This is a genomic window from Reyranella sp. (genome assembly GCF_965229815.1).
Classification (GTDB): Bacteria; Pseudomonadota; Alphaproteobacteria; order Reyranellales; family Reyranellaceae; genus Reyranella.
In genome coordinates this window covers 225,300-244,470 of record NZ_CBDDJN010000006.1, presented here as the reverse complement: position 1 = coordinate 244,470, position 19,171 = coordinate 225,300, and the positions used below count along the sequence as shown (strand labels likewise).

Annotated in this window: 14 protein-coding genes and 2 pseudogenes; 7 read left to right on the top strand and 9 right to left on the bottom strand. The window is 69.1% G+C overall.

The genetic code is table 11. The features are described from left to right. The 4 genes from ACO073_RS12495 to ACO073_RS12480 form a co-directional block, all read right to left on the bottom strand. A complete protein-coding gene (locus ACO073_RS12495) occupies positions 1 to 2,019 on the bottom strand; it encodes a PAS domain S-box protein (RefSeq protein WP_421997750.1) in 2,019 nt (672 codons plus the stop codon). A gap of 10 nt (positions 2,020 to 2,029) precedes the next feature. Further along, positions 2,030 to 2,791 (bottom strand): response regulator, encoded by a 762-nt coding sequence (locus tag ACO073_RS12490; protein ID WP_421997749.1) that lies wholly within the window; start codon positions 2,789 to 2,791, stop codon positions 2,030 to 2,032. A 186-nt stretch (positions 2,792 to 2,977) separates the two neighbouring features. Beyond that, entirely contained in the window at positions 2,978 to 5,551 is a 2,574-nt protein-coding gene (locus ACO073_RS12485; RefSeq protein ID WP_421997747.1) for an HWE histidine kinase domain-containing protein, read from the bottom strand. 21 nt (positions 5,552 to 5,572) lie between these two features. Further along, a complete protein-coding gene (locus tag ACO073_RS12480; RefSeq protein WP_421997746.1) occupies positions 5,573 to 6,163 on the bottom strand; it encodes a biliverdin-producing heme oxygenase in 591 nt (196 codons plus the stop codon). Between the two features lie 119 nt (positions 6,164 to 6,282). On the opposite strand from ACO073_RS12480, the gene ACO073_RS12475 reads away from it, so the two are divergent. From ACO073_RS12475 to ACO073_RS12465, 3 genes are all read left to right on the top strand, one after another. After that, entirely contained in the window at positions 6,283 to 6,627 is a 345-nt protein-coding gene (locus ACO073_RS12475; protein WP_421997744.1) for a response regulator, read from the top strand. Between the two features lie 104 nt (positions 6,628 to 6,731). Beyond that, positions 6,732 to 7,502, top strand: coding sequence for a Crp/Fnr family transcriptional regulator (locus tag ACO073_RS12470; protein ID WP_421997743.1), 771 nt, complete (start codon positions 6,732 to 6,734; stop codon positions 7,500 to 7,502). A gap of 55 nt (positions 7,503 to 7,557) precedes the next feature. Then, positions 7,558 to 8,220: a hypothetical protein gene (locus ACO073_RS12465; protein ID WP_421997741.1), complete on the top strand. Its 663-nt coding sequence runs from the start codon at positions 7,558 to 7,560 to the stop codon at positions 8,218 to 8,220. Positions 8,221 to 8,232: 12 nt separating this feature from the next. Here ACO073_RS12465 and lpdA read toward each other — a convergent pair whose 3' ends face one another. From lpdA to ACO073_RS12440, 5 genes and pseudogenes are all read right to left on the bottom strand, one after another. Beyond that, positions 8,233 to 9,639, bottom strand: coding sequence for a dihydrolipoyl dehydrogenase (gene lpdA, locus ACO073_RS12460; RefSeq protein ID WP_421997740.1), 1,407 nt, complete (start codon positions 9,637 to 9,639; stop codon positions 8,233 to 8,235). Between the two features lies 1 nt (position 9,640). Continuing rightward, a complete protein-coding gene (locus tag ACO073_RS12455; protein ID WP_421997739.1) occupies positions 9,641 to 10,486 on the bottom strand; it encodes a dihydrolipoamide acetyltransferase family protein in 846 nt (281 codons plus the stop codon). A 286-nt stretch (positions 10,487 to 10,772) separates the two neighbouring features. Beyond that, a pseudogene (locus tag ACO073_RS12450) lies at positions 10,773 to 10,943 on the bottom strand (biotin/lipoyl-containing protein); the annotation flags it as partial. A gap of 1 nt (position 10,944) precedes the next feature. Beyond that, a pseudogene (locus ACO073_RS12445) lies at positions 10,945 to 11,957 on the bottom strand (alpha-ketoacid dehydrogenase subunit beta). A gap of 102 nt (positions 11,958 to 12,059) precedes the next feature. Continuing rightward, a complete protein-coding gene (locus ACO073_RS12440; protein ID WP_421997738.1) occupies positions 12,060 to 13,292 on the bottom strand; it encodes a 3-methyl-2-oxobutanoate dehydrogenase (2-methylpropanoyl-transferring) subunit alpha in 1,233 nt (410 codons plus the stop codon). An 84-nt stretch (positions 13,293 to 13,376) separates the two neighbouring features. Here ACO073_RS12440 and ACO073_RS12435 point away from each other — a divergent pair, with 84 nt between their 5' ends. The 4 genes from ACO073_RS12435 (at position 13,377) to ACO073_RS12420 (ending at position 19,062) form a co-directional block, all read left to right on the top strand. Then, positions 13,377 to 14,465 carry an LLM class flavin-dependent oxidoreductase gene (locus tag ACO073_RS12435; protein ID WP_421997736.1) on the top strand — a complete coding sequence of 363 codons (1,089 nt, stop codon included), beginning with the start codon at positions 13,377 to 13,379 and terminating at the stop codon, positions 14,463 to 14,465. A gap of 261 nt (positions 14,466 to 14,726) precedes the next feature. Further along, on the top strand, positions 14,727 to 15,575 hold the full coding sequence (locus ACO073_RS12430) for a formate/nitrite transporter family protein (RefSeq protein ID WP_421997735.1): 849 nt from the start codon (positions 14,727 to 14,729) through the stop codon (positions 15,573 to 15,575). A 72-nt stretch (positions 15,576 to 15,647) separates the two neighbouring features. Further along, positions 15,648 to 16,088 (top strand): cupin domain-containing protein, encoded by a 441-nt coding sequence (locus tag ACO073_RS12425; protein ID WP_421997734.1) that lies wholly within the window; start codon positions 15,648 to 15,650, stop codon positions 16,086 to 16,088. Positions 16,089 to 16,131: 43 nt separating this feature from the next. Continuing rightward, positions 16,132 to 19,062 carry a DUF4114 domain-containing protein gene (locus ACO073_RS12420; RefSeq protein ID WP_421997733.1) on the top strand — a complete coding sequence of 977 codons (2,931 nt, stop codon included), beginning with the start codon at positions 16,132 to 16,134 and terminating at the stop codon, positions 19,060 to 19,062. Positions 19,063 to 19,171 lie beyond the last annotated feature (109 nt).

The following is a 19,171-nucleotide window of genomic DNA, read 5'->3' as shown; positions in this document are numbered from 1 at the left end:
TCAGGCGCTCGGGCCGGAACCCGGGCTCTCGGAGGAAAGGCCCGGGTTTCCGTCGGCCTCGTCGAGCGCGCCGCGCACCATGCGCGCCAGATCCTCCTTGTGGAATGGCTTGCGCAAGAGGCGGACGCCGGGATCGAGCCGCCCCTGGTGGACCATCGTGTCCTCGGTGTAGCCCGACATGAACACGATGCGCAGCTCGGGAGCCACCTCGGCCGCCGCCTTCGCGAGCGCATGGCCGTTGATGGCGCCGGGCATCACCACGTCGGTCAGGAGCAGATCGAACGGCTCGCCGGCCTTGAGCCGATCGAGGCCTTCGGCGCCGCTGCCCGCCTCGGTGGGCGCGTAGCCGAGGCTCTCGAGCTGGGCCACGACGCCTTCGCGGACATGATCGTCGTCCTCGACCACCAGGATGCGCTCGCTGCCACCTTCCACCGCCGTCTGCGGCCGCAGCGCCGAGGCGACCGCAGACCCCTGGTCTCGCGGCAGGTACAGGCGCACCTCGGTGCCCCGGCCGACCTCGCTGCGGATCGTCACATGACCGTCCGACTGCTTCATGAAGCCGTAGACCATGCTGAGCCCGAGCCCCGTGCCCTTGCCGGCTCCCTTCGTGGTGAAGAAGGGTTCGAAGACATGCTCGATGACGTCCGCCGCGATGCCCAGCCCGTTGTCGCGCACCGCCAGAATCACGTAGGCGCCGGGAGGAACCGTGGACTCGTCGGTGGGCCCGACCACGGCGTTGCGCGTCTCGATCACCAGACGCCCGCCTTCGGGCATGGCGTCGCGAGCATTGATGCACAGGTTCACGAGCGCCGATTCGAGCTGGGTCCGGTCGACGCCGACGATCCACAGCGCGCCGTCGAGATTCGTCTCGAGCTCGACATGCTCGCCGAGCGTGCGCTCCAGCAGCCGTGACGTCTGGAGCACGACCTCGTTGACGTCCACCGGCTGCGGCTTCAGGGGCTGCTTGCGGGCGAAGGCGAGGAGACGTCCGGTGAGTTCGGCGGCCCGCTCCGCGGCCTGCGAGATGCGGCCCAGGCGCCGCTGCAGCACGGGCTCGGTCGCACGGCCCTCGAGCAGCGCCTCGACGTTCGACATGATCACCATGAGGATGTTGTTGAAGTCGTGCGCGATGCCGCCCGTGAGCTTGCCGATCGCGTCCAGCCTCTGGGCCTGGCGCAGGTCGCCTTCCACCGCCTTCTGGCGGGTCAGGTCGTGCACCACGCCCACGAAGATCGTCTCGTCGTCGAACTTCGCCTCGCCGACGGCGATGCTCACCGGCAGCGTCGTGCCGTCCTTGCGCTGCGCCGTGACCTCGCGGGCGGTGCCGATGACGCTGCGGATGCCGGTCTCGCCATAGCGCCTGAGATAGCCGTCGTGCCTCCCGCGGACCGGCATGGGCATCAGCATGCGGAGGTTCTCGCCCACCACTTCGCTGGCGGAGTAGCCGAAGATCTGCTCGGCCGCGGGATTGAATACCCGGATGATGCCGCTGGAATCGATGACGATCAGCCCGTCGATCATCGTCTCGCGGATGACGTCGACGAACTGGTGCAGCCGGCGCTCGGTGGCCGCCGCCTCGACCTGGGCGGTGACGTCGCGGGTCAGCTTGCCGTAGCCGATGTGGCGCTTCCTGCTGTCGAACCGGGGCACGATCACGACATTGGCCCAGAAGATCGAGCCGTCCTTGCGAACGCGCCGTCCGGTCTCCTCGTGGCGCCCATTGCGGCGCGCCAGGTCGAGCAGCTTCTGGGGCCGGCCCGATGCGATGTCCTCGGGCGGGTAGAAGCGGGCAAAGTTCTGGCCGATGATCTCCCGCGCGGCATAGCCCTTGATGAGCTCGGCGCCGGCGTTCCACGTCAGGATCCGGCCGTCGAGATCGAGCAGGATGACGGCGTAGTCCGGCACGTTCTCGGTGAGGAACTTGATGAGGGCGGCGTCCTGGACATGCGACGACGGACGCCGCGACGCGCTGGCGGTGCGCTTGCGCGGTGCCGCCTTGCGCGACCGGTCTTTCGCCATGCTGGGTCCGTCAGGCCCCCGCCAACAGGAGATTGTCCAGCGCCTGGGAGAGCTCGGCCCGACGGTAGGGCTTGGCGAGGCAGATCGCGCCGGCATCGAGGTCGCCGCGGTCCTGCAGCGCGTTCTGCAGATAGCCGGACAGGAACAGGACCTTGAGCGACGGCCGGACCTGGCGCGCCCGGTCGGCGAGGTCGCGTCCACCGATGCCGCTCGGCATGACGACGTCCGTGAACAGGACGTCGAAGTCGCCGGCGCGCTCCAGCGCCTTCAACGCTTCCTCGCCGCTCGACGCCGCGACCACCTCGTGACCCATGTCGCGCAGCTGCTCCTCGATCTCGACGCGGACGCCGTCGTCGTCGTCGACCAGCAGGATCTTGGCGCCATGCGCCGGCACGAGGCCGGCCGCCTGGGGTTCCTGCCGGAACACGATCTCCTGAGGCCCGAATGCGATCAGGCCGAAACCGATGTGCCGGTTGTGCGCGTCACGCACCGGCTTCAGCATGACGTTCGCCTCGAAATGGGCGCCCGATTTCGCGACCAGCGTACAGGTCGACTGATGCTGTCCCCAGATGAGGGCGTCGTCGATCAGGCGCTCGGCACCGTCGCGGCAGATGATCGCCAGGTGGCGACCCTCGACCTCCTCGAGCGGGAAACCGAACAGCAGCTGAGCTCCCGCGTTCCAGTCGTCGATCACGCCATTGCGGTCGAGCATCACGATCGCCAGCTCCGAAAGATCCTCGACGAACCGCGCCAGCGCCAAGTCCCCGTTCACCCTCTTCCTCCGTTGTTCCTCAACGCCACCGAGTTTCATACGAACGCCTGGTCGCCTCGGATGGGCGTTGGGGGAAACGATCTCGTTCGGTTCAGGTGTCGTGCGAGCCTCTGCTAATTGCACTGGAATACCGCCGAAGCGTGCGATTCCAGCAGGAGCGCTCTACCAAGTCCCGGATTTCGCCGCTTATCCGGCCGGCTGGTGGAGCGGATCCCGATCGCCTGCGGCAAGATGCTCGCGCAGCGATTCGGACGTGTACGGCTTCGTGACCCTCGGGATCCCGGACATCTCGGGAGGAAAGGCCGCCTGCTCGCCGTAGCCCGACGTGAAGGCAAAAGGGACGCCCCGGCGCAGCAGCTCCTCGGCGACCTCGAAGCTCGTCTCCGCCCCGAGGTTGACGTCGAGGAAGGCGAAGTCGGGCCGGCGCTCCTGAACCAGGCTCAGGGCTGCCATGCGGCTGCTCGCCACCCGAACCGACGCCACGCCGAGGCCGCGGATCATGCCTTCCGTATCGAGCGCGATGATCATGTTGTCCTCGACGACCAGCACATCGGCCGGCACGGCGTGCGGGGGCCGCGCCACCTCCGCCCGCGTCGGCCGCTCGCCCGCCGGCGCCTCCTTCGGCACCGAGACGAATGAAGCGGGCACGACGAACTCCGCCTGCACGCCTGCCGGGGCGAACTCCACGCGCGCTTCGCCCTGCAGGTCGTGCACCATCGACCGTTCGATCACGACGCTGCCGAAACCGTGCCGGGTCGGCGGCTTGACCGGCGGCCCCCCCTCCTCGCGCCAGACGATCCAGTAGCGGCCCGCCGCATCGAAGTGCGTCGCGATGCCAACGCGGCCGCGGTTGTCGCTGAGCGCGCCGTACTTGGCCGAGTTGGTCACCATCTCGTGCATGATCAGCGCAACGGTCGTGAAGGCCTGGGGCTCGATCAGCGCATCGGGCCCCTCGACCTCGACCCGGCTGGCGTTCTGGCCGAGATAGGCACCGGCTTCCGCCATCACGAGGGCCTTGAAGCGGGCCGGCCCCCAGTGCTCGGCGGTCACCTGGTCGTGCGCCCGGGCCAGGGCCTGGACGCGACCGCCGACCACCTTGGTGAAGGCCTCGACATTGTCGGTCGTGTCACGGCTCTGGCTCAGCACCCCGCGGATCAGGCCGAGGATGTTGCGGACCCGATGGTTCAGCTCGGCGATCAGCAGTTCCTGGCGCTCCTGCGCTCGCTTGCGCTCGATCGCCGTCTGGCTGGTCAGGCTGAGGATCACCTCGAGCAGGCTGACCCGGAGATTCTCGGCGATCCTGACCTCCACCGGCTTCCACGGCAGCGACTGGCCGCGGACCGCCTGCTTCCAGAGTTCGAAGCTCTTGCGCGGCGTCAGCCGGTCGCCGAGCGGCCCCACCTTCACCGGCTTGGCGGGGTCTCCCGCCCAGTTGACGTAGCGCGCCGCCTCCTCGCGGAAGAAGACCAGGTAGTCGCGCGCCGGTCGCGACAGCGGCACCACGAGCATGCCGGCCGCGCGGTCGGCATAGGCCCGGGCCGGCTCGAACTCGGCGCCGATGTCGTGCTGGGCGTAGACCTCCGTGATGTCCTTCGTGTCGAGATGGGCGACCAGCTCGGCGAACTGCGGCGCGGAGGGCGTCCGGTCCTTCAAGGTCGCCTGGCCGTCGGTCCACAGGCCGACACCGTCGCAGGTCAGGAGATCGGCGATGCCATCGAGTTGCGCGACGATGCTCTCGAACCGCGAGGCCTCGCTCGCCATCGCGGCGATCAGGCGCTGGTGAAGCCGCTGGGCCCGCGCCTCGTAGGCCGATTCGCTCTCCCGCTCGCGGCTCTCCATCATCAGCGAGAACATCTGGCCGAACAGCTCGGAGGCGGTCCGCCGCGCGAAGCCGACATGGTGCGTCGCATAGTGGTGGCAGGCGAACAGGCCCCACAGGCGGCCCTGGCGCAGGATCGACACCGACATCGAGGCCTGCACGCCCATGTTGCGCAGATACTCGATGTGGATCGTCGAGACGCTGCGCAGGATGCTCATCGACAGGTCGATCGGGCGCCCCTCGGCGTCGAGCGTCGGCTCGACCGGCGAGGTCTCGGCATTGATGTCGGGGATGATGCGCAGCCAGTTGCGCTCGTAGAGGGCGCGCGCCTGCCGGGGAATGTCGGAAGCCGGGTAATGAAGGCCTAGATAGGATTCGAGGCCGGCATTGGCGGACTCCGCGATGACCTCGCCCGACCCGTCCTGGTCGAAGCGGTAGATCATCACCCGGTCGAAGCCGGTCAGGGCCCGCATGTTGCGGGCGGCCATGCGGTAGAAGACGCGGTCGCTGTCGGCCTGGGCGAGGCCCGCCATCATGCCGGTGATGGTGGCGGCGGCGTTGAAGGAGGGCTCGTCGTCCGACCGTTCACCCTCGATCACCACCAGGTCGTCGACCAGATGGACCGCGAGGTCGCAGGTCAGCCGCGGCCGCAGCTCCACCCCGAAGATGCGGGCCCGGGTGTTGGCCATGATCGCGGTCTGCAGGTGCCCGCGGATCAGGTGCACGGTCTCGGGGCTGAAGATGGAAAGAAGGGGCTGGCCGATCAGCGAGGTGCCGGCCGCCCCCAGCCAGTCGGCGGCATTGGCGGAGGCGCGCTGCACCACCCATTCGGCCCGCGAGACTGCCAGCAGGAAGCCGAACGGCTGGATGGCGCCGAGCAGATGAATCGGCTCGCGGTCGCAATTGGTAAGGTCGGTCTGCTCAGGCAGCGCGGAATTCATGGGTGGATGCCCGGGAACTGCTCAGCGGCCGACGACGAAGGCGGCCTGGAACAGCCCGAAGGCCGCGCGTGCCGCGGCAACCGTGCGCTGGGGCTCACGGCGTGCCGGGAGGGAGCGTTCGAGGATCTCGAGGAAGCTCCGCCAGAGGGGACGATCGGCCCCGTGGCTCAGATAGCGCGTTCCGGCGCCGCCCGGCCGGCGATGGGCCAAAACCAGGCGGACCAGTTGGCGCGCGCCGAGGCGGGAACCTTCGAGCACGTAGGCCGTGCCCAGCAGCGCGGCCTCGCCCTCGATCCGACCGGGGCCGGCCGGACCATCCTCCGTCGGGATTCCGAGCGCCGCCAGATCCTCGAGCAGGCAGGCGCGCCGCGAGCGGGCCGGCCAGTCCGGCAGGACACGGTCGATGCCACCGGCCTCGAGGGCAGCCTCGAGCGGCAGGAGGGCCCGGGCCGAACTGGCGAGAAACGACCGGTAGCCGCGCTCGCCCTCATCGAACAGGGGCGAAAGGCCCAGATCGAGCGCCGCGTGGAGATCGGCCGTGGATCGACGGAGCAGATCGCGCAGCGATTGGGGTTGCGCCGGTGCGCGGGCGCCCGGCTGGGGACTGCTCATCCGGCCAATAGTGGCATTGCCGGCCAGCTCCGCAGTAGCCCCTTTCGGGGTCGCGCGGACGTCACTCACCGGCGGAAAGCCGGCGGGGAACTTTCGGCCGCGCGGAACATTGCGCTGTCATGGCAAGAATAGTTCTCATTCTGGAAGATGATCCTCTGGTCGCGACCGTGATGGCCTCCTCCATCGAAGACGCTTTCGAGGGATGCACGGCGTGCATCGCCACCAGCGTCGCCGAAGCCGGCCAGCTGGCCGGGTCGCGGGTGGACTGCGCGCTGCTCGACGTCGAAGTGGCAGATGGTCGCTCGTATCCCTTCGCTGCAAAGCTCCAGGAACAACGGATTCCGCTCATTTTCGTTTCGGGCACCAGTCCCCACGCCGTTCCGGCCGAGTTGGCGGCGATCCCCTTCCTGCAGAAGCCTGTCGGGATGAACGACGTTCTGACGGCCATGCGACACTACCTTTGACAGCGTTGGCGCCGCAGCCGGCAGGACCCTAGCAGGATCTGCTTGCCCGCTCTGTCCACTTGTGAACATAGTCGCGCGGTCATATCCTTGTATGTCCGTCGGCCATGTCGGTTTTCGAACTCAGAAGCACTCAACCGTCGCCGGCGGCCGATGACCGGCCTCAGAACAACCTTCTGCGCCGGCTGCAGCCGGCCGACTATGATCTGCTGGCCCCTCGCCTCGCGGGGGTTTCGCGCGCCGCCGGCGATCTCGTCTACAATCCCGGTGACAATGTCGAGTTGGTCCTCTTCCCGTGCGGACCGGCGCTGGTGTCCTATCTCGTCGTCAATGAGGACGGCCGCGACGTCGAAACTGCGCTGGTCGGCCGAGAAGGCGCGATCGGCGGACTGGTGAGCCTCGGCCGGCTTCCGGCCTACTGCAAGATCTGGATCAAGTATCCCGGCACCTTCATGCAGATGCCGGTGAGCGTCCTCAACGACGCCAAGGAGCAGTCGACGAGCCTGCGGCTCCTGTTCGCGCGCTACGCCGACTGCCTGCTGGCCCAGATCTTCCAGTCGGCCGCCTGCAACGCCATCCATTCCATCGAGCAGCGCACCGCCAAGTGGATTCTCGCGTCCGTCGAACGCACCGGCGACCACAAGGTCCCGATCACGCAGGAAGAGCTGGCCGGCATGCTGGGCGTGGGCCGCAGCTACACCAGCCGGGTCATCCAGACGATGAAGGCAGAGCGGATCCTGGAGACCGGCCGCGGCGCGCTGCTGATCCGCAACTTCGACGCACTCAGGGCACGGGCCTGTCTCTGCAACGAGTCCGTGAAGGACCATTTCGAATCCGTCCTCCAGGGTCTCTATCCCGCGGCCGACGATCCCGCCTGAACACCCCGTCCGGGAATTTGGTACTCTTGCCCTCGCCACTGCGCGGGGGAGAAGAATGAGCATTGCCGGCAACGGCCTGCGGCCCGACCTGCCGGTCTGGGGCTTCTTCGGGCGCATTCTCCTGGCCGGAATCGGCAACGCCCTGATCGTGCCGGCGCCGTGGACGGCGACCATCCTCTACCGCTTCCTCGCCGAGCACGCGTCCTTGCCGGACGGGCGGCGCCTCGTCTTCACCGGCCGTCCCGGCGACATCTGGCCCGTGCTCGTCGGCATCGCCGCCCTGCCCTGGCTGCACGCCGCCGCCGAGCGCGCGGGCTTCCCCCGGGAGATCGGCGTCCTCTGGATGATCGCCACCTGGGCGCTCAGCTTCGCGGTGCTGAAGTGGCTGTGGGTCCACGTCACGACGGACGACGGCGCGCTGCGCCTCGCCTTCCGCGGCGGCTTCTGGCCCTATCTCGGCTGGCATCTCCTCCTGCTGGTCTCCTTCGTCACGATCATCGGCTGGGCTTGGGTCGTGAAGGGCCTGGCGCGCTGGATCCTCGGCAATGTCGCCGGCACCGCCCGCTTCGAGTTCGCCGCCTCGGGCCTGGCGATCCTGTGGCGCACGCTGGTGCTCGTCCTCGTCTGCGTGCTGATCATCCCCATACCCTGGATGCTGCGCTGGTACTCGGCCTGGATCATCTCGCAGGTCACGGTCGAGCCCCCTGCTGCCGCCTGACCGCGCGGCCGGTCAGATGTGCAGCGCCTCGCCGAGGCCGCGCAGGCTGGCCTCGTGGAAGGCCTCGCCCAGGGTCGGATGGGCATGGATGGTGCCGCCGATATCCTCCAGCCGGGCGCCCATCGACAGCGCCAGGCCGAACTCGCCCGCCAGCTCGGCGACGCCGGCACCGACGGCGGCGATGCCCAGCACGAGGTGGTTGTCGGCCCGCGCCGTCACGCGCACGAAGCCTTCCTCGGCGCCCATCGACAGCGCGCGCCCGTTGGCCTGCAGCGGAAAGAGCGCCGTCACGACCTCGCGACCGGCCTCGCGCGCGGCGTCGGGCGACAGGCCGACGGTGACGATCTCGGGATCGGTGAAGCAGACGGCCGGGATGGCGGTGGCGTCGAACGCGCTGGGCTGGCCCGCGATGCACTCGGCCACGACCACGCCCTGCGCCATGGCGCGGTGGGCGAGCATGGGCTCGCCGGTGAGGTCGCCCACCGCCCAGACGTTGCGCATCGAGGTGGCGCAGCGCTCGTCGACCTGCACGAAGCGCCCGACCATCGTAAGGTCGAGCCGGTCGAGCCCGAATCCGTCGAGGCGCGCGCGCCGGCCCGTCGCCACCAGCACATGATTGGCCGGCACGCGGCGGCGCGGGACGCCCTCGCCATCGACGAGCAGCGATTCGCCATTCTCGGCGAGCCCGGCCGCGCGGGCGCCCGTCAGGACCTCTACGCCCAGCGCCTTGAGGCGGCGCGCCACGGGACGCACGAGCTCCGCGTCGTAGGCCGGCAAGATCCGGTCCAGCGTCTCGACCACCGTCACCCTGGCGCCGAGCTTGGCGTAGGCCATGCCGAGCTCCAGCCCGATGTAACCGGCCCCGACGACGGCGAGGCGGTCGGGGATCGATGGCAGCGACAGCGCCTCGGTCGAGGAGATCACCGGGCCGCCGAACGGCAGGCCGGGCAGCGCCGCCGGCACCGAGCCCGTGGCCAGCACGAGATGCTCCGCCCGGACGGTCTGCACGCCGGTGTCGGTATCGACCTTTACCGTCTTGCCGTCCTCGAGCGTCGCATGGCCGTGAAGGATGCGCACGCGATGGCGCTTCAGAAGAGCACCGACGCCGCCGGTCAGGCGGCCGACAACCGAATCCTTCCACTCGATGGTGCGCGCGAAGTCGATGCTCGGCCGCTCGACCCGCAGCCCGAACGGCGACGCGTGCGCCTGCTCGACGGCCTGGTGGTAGGCGTCGGCGGCATGGATCAGCGCCTTGGACGGGATGCAGCCGACGTTGAGGCAGGTGCCGCCCAGCCCGCCGTCGCGGCCGCCCTGCTCGACGAGCACGGTGTCGAGACCGAGCTGTCCGGCGCGGATGGCGCAGACATAGCCGCCGGGCCCGCCGCCCACGATCACCAGCTTGGCGTTCAGGTCGGCCATGTCATCCCTCGATGAAGATCGTGGCGGGCGCCTCGAGCAGGCCCCGGATACGCTGCACGAAGCGGGCGGCGTCGTAGCCGTCGACCACGCGATGGTCGAACGACGAGCTGAGGTTCATCATCGTGCGCGGCACGAATTCCGCCCCCTGCCAGACGGGCCGCACGACCTGGCGGTTGACGCCGACGATCGCCACTTCCGGCCGGTTCAGGACCGGCGTGGTGACGATGCCGCCCAGCGGGCCGAGGCTGGTGATGGTGATGGTCGAGCCGGAGAGCTCCTCGCGCGTGGCCTGGCCGTCGCGCGCCGCGTCGGCCAGCCGCCGCACCTCGGCGGCGCAGTCCCACAGGCCGCGCGCCTCGCAGTGGCGCACCACCGGCACCATCAGCCCCGACGGGGTCTGGGTGGCGATGCCGATATGCACCCCGGCGTGGCGCTCGATGATTTCCGCATCGTCGTCGTAGAGCGCGTTCATCTGCGGGAAGTCGGCGACCGCCCTGACGAGAGCCTGCATCAGGAAGGGCATCAGGGTGAGTCGCGGCCGCTCGGCATTCTCGCCGTTCAGCCGGGCGCGCAGTTCCTCCAGCGCCGTGACGTCGATCTCCTCGACATAGGAGAAGTGAGCGGCCCGCCGCTTGGACTCGGCCATCTTCTGGGCGATTCGCCGACGCAGGCCGATCACCTTGACGGTCTCGACCTCGGTGCGCGGCGCGCGGCCGCCGGTCGGACGGGCTGCCTGCGGTCCGGCGTTCAGGAAAGCGTCGAGATCGTCGTGCCCGATACGGCCGGCGGGTCCGCTGCCGCGCACCTGGCGCAGGTCGACGCCCGCCTCGCGGGCACGGCGGCGCACGGCCGGCGAGGCGATGGGCTTCTCGCCCGCCGGCCGCGGCGGACCGAGCGCCGCGGCCGTCGCGGCCGGGACCGGACGCGTGGGTGGCTTCGGCCGGGATGCGGCCGGCGCCGGAGCGGGCGTCGGCAGCCGCTCCGGCGGCGGAGGCTCGGCGGCCGCGGGCGCCGCAGCGGGGGGCCTCGCGCGGCGCCGGCTCGACGGCCGCCTCGCCCTCGCCGGCCACCTCGAGGCGCACAAGCTCGGCACCGACGGCCAGCACGCTGCCGACCTCGCCGCCCAGCGCGGCCACGGTCCCCGCCACCGGCGAAGGGATCTCGACCGTCGCCTTGTCGGTCATGACGGCGGCCAGGATCTGGTCCTCCAGCACCGAGTCGCCGACCTGGACGTGCCATTCGACGATCTCGGCCTCGGCCACGCCTTCGCCGACGTCGGGAAGCTTGACGATGCGCGTGCCCATCTCAGGCCTCCATCACGGCCTTGAGGGCGCGCCCGACCCGGGCCGGGCCGGGGAAATAGTCCCATTCTTGGGCATGCGGATAGGGTGTGTCCCAGCCGCGACCCGCGTGACCGGCGCCTCGAGGTGATAGAAGCAGGTCTCCTGCACCAGCGCGCTGAGCTCGGCGCCGAAACCCGAGGTCAGGGTGGCTTCGTGGACGACGACGCAGCGCCCGGTCTTCTTGACCGACGCGACGATCGTGTCGAGGTCGTAGGGCAGCAGGGTGCGCAGGTCGACGATCTCGGCGTCGATCCCCGTCTCCTCCGCTGCCGCTTCGGCGACGTAGACCATCGTGCCGTAGGCGAGGACCGTGACGGCCGCCCCTTCGCGGCGGATCGCGGCCTTGCCCAGCGGCACGGTATAGTGGCCGTCCGGCACCTCGCCCTGGGGATGGCGCGACCACGGCGTCACCGGCCGCTCGTGATGACCGTCGAAGGGGCCGTTGTAGAGGCGCTTGGGCTCGAGGAAGATCACCGGATCGTTGTCCTCGATGGCTGAGATCAGCAGACCCTTGGCGTCATAGGGATTGGACGGGACGACCGTCTTCAGGCCGGAGACGTGGGTGAACAGCGCCTCCGGGCTCTGGCTGTGGGTCTGGCCGCCGAAGATGCCGCCGCCCGTCGGCATGCGCACGACGATGGGCGCGGTGAACTCGCCGTTGGAGCGATAACGCAGCCGCGCCGCCTCCGATACGATCTGGTCGTAGGCCGGGTACATGTAGTCGGCGAACTGGATCTCGACGCAGGGCCGAAGCCCGTAGGCCGCCATGCCGACGGCGGCGCCGACGATTCCCGATTCGCTGATCGGCGCGTCGAAGCAGCGGTTGGCGCCGTACTTGCGCTGCAGCCCCTGGGTGCAGCGGAAGACGCCGCCGAAGTAGCCGACATCCTCGCCGAACACGACGACCTTGTCGTCGCGCTCCATGCAGACGTCCATGGCGTCGCGGATCGCCTCGACCATGGTCTTACGCGGCATCGGTCAGGCTCATCGCTCGGAGTGCGCCACTTGAGTGGCGCTCATGGGGGGTGTGTTCGACAAACGATGCGCCACTGGAATGGCGCGCTCCCGGCAATGACATCACACGCCTCCCTGCTGGCGCTGGCGGCGCAGGTGCGGTGGCATGGTCTCGTAGACGCCCTCGAACATGTCGCGGGCCGACGGGTGCGGGCCGGTATGGAGCGTGCCGTGGCTCTCCGCCTCCTTCTGCACGGCGATGACCTCGCTCATGATCTCCGCCTCGGCCTGCTTGTGGCGCTCTTCGCTCCAGGCGCCGCGCACGATCAGGTGGTTTTTGAGGCGCAGCACCGGATCGCCGAGCGGCCAGGCATCCGATTCCGCCTTGGGCCGGTAGGCCGCCGGATCGTCCGAGGTCGAGTGCGCGCCGACGCGGTAGGTCACGTACTCGACGAGCGTCGGCCCGAGGTCGCGCCGCGCCCGCTCGACCGCCCACTTCGCCACGGCATGGACGGCGAGGTAGTCGTTGCCGTCGACGCGCAGAGCCGGGATGCCGAAGCCCAGGCCGCGGGCGGCGAAGGTGCCTGCGCCGCCGCGGGCGATGCCCTGGAAGGTCGAGATGGCCCACTGGTTGTTCACGATGTTCAGCACCACCGGCGCCTTGTAGGTCGAGGCGAAGACCAGCGCGGCATGAAAGTCGGACTCGGCCGTCGAGCCGTCGCCGATCCAGCCGGCGGCAATCTTCGTGTCGCCCCTCATCGCCGAGGCCATCGCCCAGCCCACCGCCTGGATGTATTGCGTGGCGAGGTTGCCCGAGATCGAGAAGAAGCCGTGCTCGCGCGACGAGTACATGATGGGCAGCTGGCGGCCCTTCAGCGGATCGAGCTCGTTGGAATAGATCTGGTTCATCATCGACAGCATGGGATAGCCGCCGGCGATCAGCAGCCCGGCCTGGCGATAGGTCGGGAAGTTCATGTCGCCGGGCTCCAGCGCCTTACGGAAGGCGCAGCTTACTGCCTCCTCGCCCATGTGCTGCATGTAGAACGAGGTCTTGCCCTGGCGCTGGGCCATCTGCATGCGGGCATCGAAGGCGCGCAGGGTCATCATGTGACGCAGGCCTTCGAGCAGCTCGGCGTCGCTCAGCAGCCCCGACCACGGCCCCACCGCCTCGCTATTGCGGTTGAGGACCCGAATGATCTTGAAGGCGAGCTCGCGGATCTTCTCGGGCGCCGCGTCGACCGGCGGCCGCTCGACCTCGCCCGCGCGGCTGATCTGAACATCCGTGAAGTCCGGCGTGCCGCCGGGCCGCACCGCCGGCGCCGGCACGTGGAACGACAACGGTTTCGCATCTGACATGTTCGGGCTCCCGGCGGCTTACCCTCGATATGGGACTCAGGATAGCATTGTGCGAGTCGGCGACCAGACACGACGGAGGAAACAATGCCCGTGCGCGTGATCGGCATGATCGGCGTGGCGCCGCCCGGCGGCGAGGCCACGGTGCATATCATCAAGGGCGGCATCTCCGCGCCCTATCTCAAATCCTATGCCCAGGCGCACGACCGCGCCGGCTTCGACCTCGCGCTGGTCGGCTACACCGCCTCGTCGGCCGAGGGCTTCCTCGTGGCGCAGTACGCCGCGCATCATACCGAGCGGCTGGGCTTCCTGATCGCCCACCGGCCGGGCTTCGTCGCGCCGACCCTGGCCGCGCGCAAGATCGCCACGTTCGATCACCTGACGGAAGGCCGCATCGCGCTCCACATCATCTCCGGCGCCAGCGACGCCGAGCAGGAAGGCGACGGCGACTTCGCGCCGAAGGAGGAACGCTACCGCCGCGCCGCCGAGTATATCGAGGTCATGAAGCTCGCCTGGAGCAGCGCCAGGCGCTTCGACTTCGACGGCGCCTTCTACAAGGTGCGCGGCGCCAGGTCCGACATCCAGCCCCTGCAGCAGCCCCATCCCGAGATATTCTTCGGCGGCTCGTCGGAAGGCGCTCTGGCGATGGGCGCCCGCCATTGCGACGTCTTCGCCATGTTCGGCGAGCCGCTGGCGCCGACGCGCCAGCGCATCGCCGAGTTCCGTGCCCGCGCCGCCGCGTTCGGCCGCACCCCGACCTTCAACATGTCGTTCCGCCCCATCCTCGGCGCGACCGAGGGCGCGGCCTGGGACCGCGCGCGGCGCATCCTCGCCTCCGTGCAGAAGCCCGGCGACGCGACCGGCTTCGGCAACGGCAAGAAGCCGCTCGACCAGTCGGCCCAGCGCCTTCTCGAGTTCGCCGCCGCCGGCGACGTCCACGACGAGCGGCTGTGGATGCCGATCGCCGCGGCGACCGGTGCGCTCGGCAACACGTCCTGCCTGGTCGGCACACCGGAGCAGGTCGCGGCCGCGATGCTCGAATACTACAAGCTCGGCATCCACTCCTTCCTGGTCCGCGGCTTCGATCCGTTCGAGGACACGATCGACTTCGGCCGCGAGCTGATCCCCCGCCTGCGCGCCGGCGCCGCCGAACTCGACCGGGCCCGGGCGGCCTGACGGCCCGAGGCGAGGCGCCGATCGGTTTCGGGTTCGCCCGGGACTCGCAGTCGAGCGTCCAACCCCTTGACGGAACCGCGAAATCGCCGTTCCCGGGCGCGGATCCGTGTCGCCTGAATCGCGACACAGCGACATTTGTCTCTCCCCGTCATGATCGGGTCGCGCGTCATAATAACACAAGTTATTGTCCGGACCAATGGGCGGGGGTCCACCGCACAGGGAACGAGGACATCCGCAACGGCGGTGCCGGATCGACGTTGGTTGGCACCGTCCCGACCGCCGGAGTGCCTGTCACTGTCGCCCAAGTCACCCCTCAAGACCGAGCAGGAAGTCCGCGACGTCGAGGAACGAACCCGCCTCCGTCAGCCGGTGATCTACGAGATCGTGCGCGAGGCCGGCGTGGAGGAGCTCGAACGCCCGTTCGGATCAATGCTCTGGTCGGGCCTCGCAGCCGGCTTGTCGATCAGCTTCTCCCTGCTCGCCCAGGCAATACTCATGCTGCACCTGCCGGATTCGACCTGGCGTCCGCTGGTGGTCGGCCTCGGCTATCCGGTCGGCTTCCTGATGGTGATCCTGTCGCGCCAGCAGCTCTTCACCGAGAGCACCATCACCCTCGTGCTTCCGGTTCTCAGCCGTCCTTCCCGGCCCCATCTCCTGCGGTTGCTGCAGGTCTGGGGACTCGTGCTCGGCGCCAACGTCGCCGGCACGCTGGTCGCCGCAGCCTTCTGCAGCTTCACGCCGGCCGTGCCCGACGAGATCCGGACCGGCATGCTCCAGATCAGCCGCCACGCCCTCGATCATGGCTGGTGGGAAATGCTGTTCCGCGCCATCTCGGCGGGCTTCCTCATGGCGGCCCTGGTCTGGCTGATCCCCAGTTCGAAAGGCGCCGAGTTCCTGGTCATCGCGATGATGACGTACCTGATCGGCGTCGGCGGCTTCGCGCACATCGTAGCGGGAAGCCTCGAAGCCTTCATGCTGGTGCTCGGCGGCGAGCTCGACATCGGCCAGATGCTGATCGGCTTCGCCCTGCCGACCCTCCTCGGCAACGTCTTCGGCGGAACCGCGCTGTTCGCCCTCATCTCCTACGCCCAGGTCGCGCGCGAAATGTGACCTCGCATGCCGGTGTGGTGCAACCGGCGCCATCCGGTGTCATGCTCGGCGCTCCGCAGGGGGAGGCAATGCATGAGCGACACCGCCGCCGGTCCGTCCAACGGCCACGCCGAGCCACAGTTCAGGCATCCCGACGACATGGACTGGCAGATGGGGCGGTTCGGCAACGCCACCAAGTTCCTGTTCCATCCGACGCCGGACCAGCCGACGACACCCAACATCGGCTTCCTGCGCTACGAGCCCGGTTCGGGCTTTCCCCTGCACAAGCATGACTTCGCCCAGGTCTGGTACATCATCGACGGCGAGTTCCGCATGGGCCGCCGGACCTACGGCCCGGGCACGCTGGTGTTCATGCCCGACCCGCATGTCGAGCACGAGATGCGAACGGAGACCGGCGGCACCGTCCTGTTCGTGCAGTATCCCGGCCCGACGACGGGCGGTCGCCCGATCTACGACGGTCGCATGAACCTCCAGACAGCACCTTCCGCAGAGGCCCTCGACCTCGACCGCTGAGCGCAAGGTCGGTTGCGCGGCGTCTACACGAGGGGCCTTCGCCATGACCGTCTTCCAGAACTCGACGTTTCTCGACGCCTTCGGCGCCAACCTCTACACCGCGCAGCAGTATCAGGACCTCGCCAACGGAAGCTGGGCGACGCTGGCCTGGCTCTTCCAGTACGGCGCGACCAGCACGACCGTCGATCCTGCAGCGCGGGACAAGACGATCACCGTTGCGCTCGTGCTCGACCGGGCGAACGATCCGGCGTCGCTGCTGTCGGGCAACTGGGCGCAACGGCAGGCGGGCCTGGCGGCGCTCGGCTCGCCGGATGCCGTGTGGGCGACCTACGGCGCCGACCCGGCCCTCTACAATGCCACCGTGGCCCAGATCGCGGCCCTGGTGGGCAGCGCGGCCCTCACCGCGCCGACGGATCTGGGCTACGTCTCCTCGGCCGCCGACCGCACGATCTGGGTCACGGTCGACAGCGCCCAGTTCGCGACGCTGTTCGGCACGACGCTGCTGGAGGTCACCTCCGCCACCGGCAAGACGCTCGCCTGGGCGGGCAACCTCGACCTGAATGCCGCGGTCACTTCCGGTGCGATCGCGGGCCTGTGGTTCGAGCAGCAGGCGGGAATCACCAATCCCACCGTGCTTTTCACCGACCCGGTGACCCTGACCAAGGGGCCGCTCGGCATCGGCAATGCCAGCGCCGACGCGGTGATGGCGACGCCCGCGGCGATCGCGGCGCACTACAATTTCCCGCTCGGGGCCGACGTGGCGACGGCGCCGATCGCCCTCGTCGAACCCAATGTTCCCGACCAGGCCGCCCTCTTCGCGGCCTACAACCAGTATCGCGTTCAGGTCGGCCTCGCGCCGGTGACGGAAGCGCAGTTCCAGATCCTGTCCGGGACCAACGTCCCGGGTTCGACCAGCGGCGAACTGACCCTCGACATCTCGGTCATTGCCGGGGCGGCGCCCAACAGCAGCCAGCTCCTCTATTCCATGCTGAGCGGCTCGCCCTACAACGCCTATCAGCAGGCCTTCTTCGACACCGTCCACCAGCCCGCCGTGCTCAGCAGCTCGTTCGGCATCATCGGCCAGCGCACGGCCCAGTCGCCGTTCTACTGGGCATTCCAGCAGCTCATGATCGACGGCGTTCTCGCCAATGTCTCGGTGCACAGGGCGGCCGGCGACCTGGGGTCGAGCGCCGCGATCGCCAACGGCGCGGCCAACTACCCGAGCGACCACTCGTCGCCGTTCGACCTGCTGGTCGGGGGAACGTCGATCGTCGGCCTGTCGAGCGCGCTCAGCGATCCGACGCTGGAGTCGCTTCTGCATCTCGCCCTCCAGGACGATCCGGGCACGGTCTATGCGCTGGTCGCGGCCGGACTCAAGAGCCTGCCCTCCAGCCTGTCAGCCGCGGCCCCCGGGCCGTTCGGCGCCGCCGACACGCTCACGATGCTGTTCGAGACGGTCTGGCAGTCGCTGGTGGTGGAGGCAGCGGACCGAAACCACAAGCCGGTGCTCGAGGTCGGCTTCGGCTCCAAGCAGGTCGGCTCCGGCGGCCTCGCCCCGACGGTACCCATCCCCGACTATCAGAGCGCCTTCGGCCTCGCGTCGCTCACCGGCGGCGCGCGTGGCCTGCCCGATGTCGCCGCGCTGTCGAGCGGCGACAGCCACTATGCCGTCCTGAACAGCAGCTATCTCGACGGCACCCAGACGAACCTGATCGGCCAGGGCGGCGGGACCAGCGCCGCCTCGCCGCTTTGGGCGTCGCTCACCGCGCAGTTCAACGCCATCTTCCACGACCAGGGCCTGCCCGATCTCGGCTTCTACAACGACCTGCTCTACATCGCCGCCGTCGTCGCGCCGGGCTCGTTCAACGACATCCAGCTCGGCGACAACGTCACGAGCTTCTTCACCACCCGCGACGATGTCACGTCCGACTACTTCAATCCCTTCCTGGGCCTCTACATGATACCGACCGGCCATGGCTACTCGGCGACGGTCGGCTACGATCTGGTGAGCGGGCTCGGCACGCCCAACGGCCTCCTGCTGGCCCGCTCGCTGAGCGCCATCGCCCACTCCCAGGTGTCGTTCAGCTCCAGCCCGGCGATGCTCGACGACGACGGCAACGGTGGCTGGCAGAGCGGCGCCGACCAGGCGCTGCTGTTCCAGACGACGTCGCCGGGCAGCGGCTCGACCGTTCTTCTCGACCTCGGCGGCGAGTCGTCGACCTTCGCCAGCGGCGCCTCCGGCAGCTTCGCCTGGAGCAGCCGGCTGGCGCAGCAGTCCCTGCAGGCCGACTTCGATCCCGGACTCGTGCTGCTGTTCGACAGGCAGGCGCAGGGCGCGTCGGGCTACGCGCATGTCGGCGGCAGCGCCAGCCTGTCGCTCGCCATCGACGGGGTCGCCGGCAATGCCGTGCAGGCGAGCCTCAGCAATTCGTTCGGCTTCGCCGACTTCTTCGCCAGCACTGACACGGTGCGCGTGGCGCGGTCGGTGATGGTGGCCGAGACGGTGGGCGGGCAGTACGACCAGACCGCGGTGCTGCGGCTGCGCCAGGGCGGCGAGAACACGCTGCAGCTCACGGTCTACAAGGTCGACGACCTGGCCGGCACGATCGAGGGCCTGACGCCGGGCCATGCCGCCTATGCCGCCGCCGTCCAGGGCCGTGCCTACCAGACGATGTCGGGCGACACGTCGATCACCGGACCGGGCTACGGCCAGTTCGCGCAGGTGCTGCTGACGGGCGTCGACGCCGGCGACTTCATCGCCATGCGCCTCGACAACCTGACGACCGGCGCCTTCTACTGGGCGTTCGCCAATGCCAACGAGAGCGTCGGCGGCCAGGCCGTCAATCACCTTTGGAACTACGGGCTGAACACCTACGGCTGGGAAGACACCTACGGCGGCGGCGACCAGGACTTCAACGACCTGGTCGTGCAACTCGACTTCACCAGCGCCTCCGGCCACGGCTGGCTGGTGTAGAGCGCGATGACATTGGGTCACTCATTGCCGGGGGCGCGCCACTCCGTGGCGCGTCTTTGTTTCCGCGCTTCAATGATGCGTCACGGAGAGAATGTGAAGCTATCGGAGC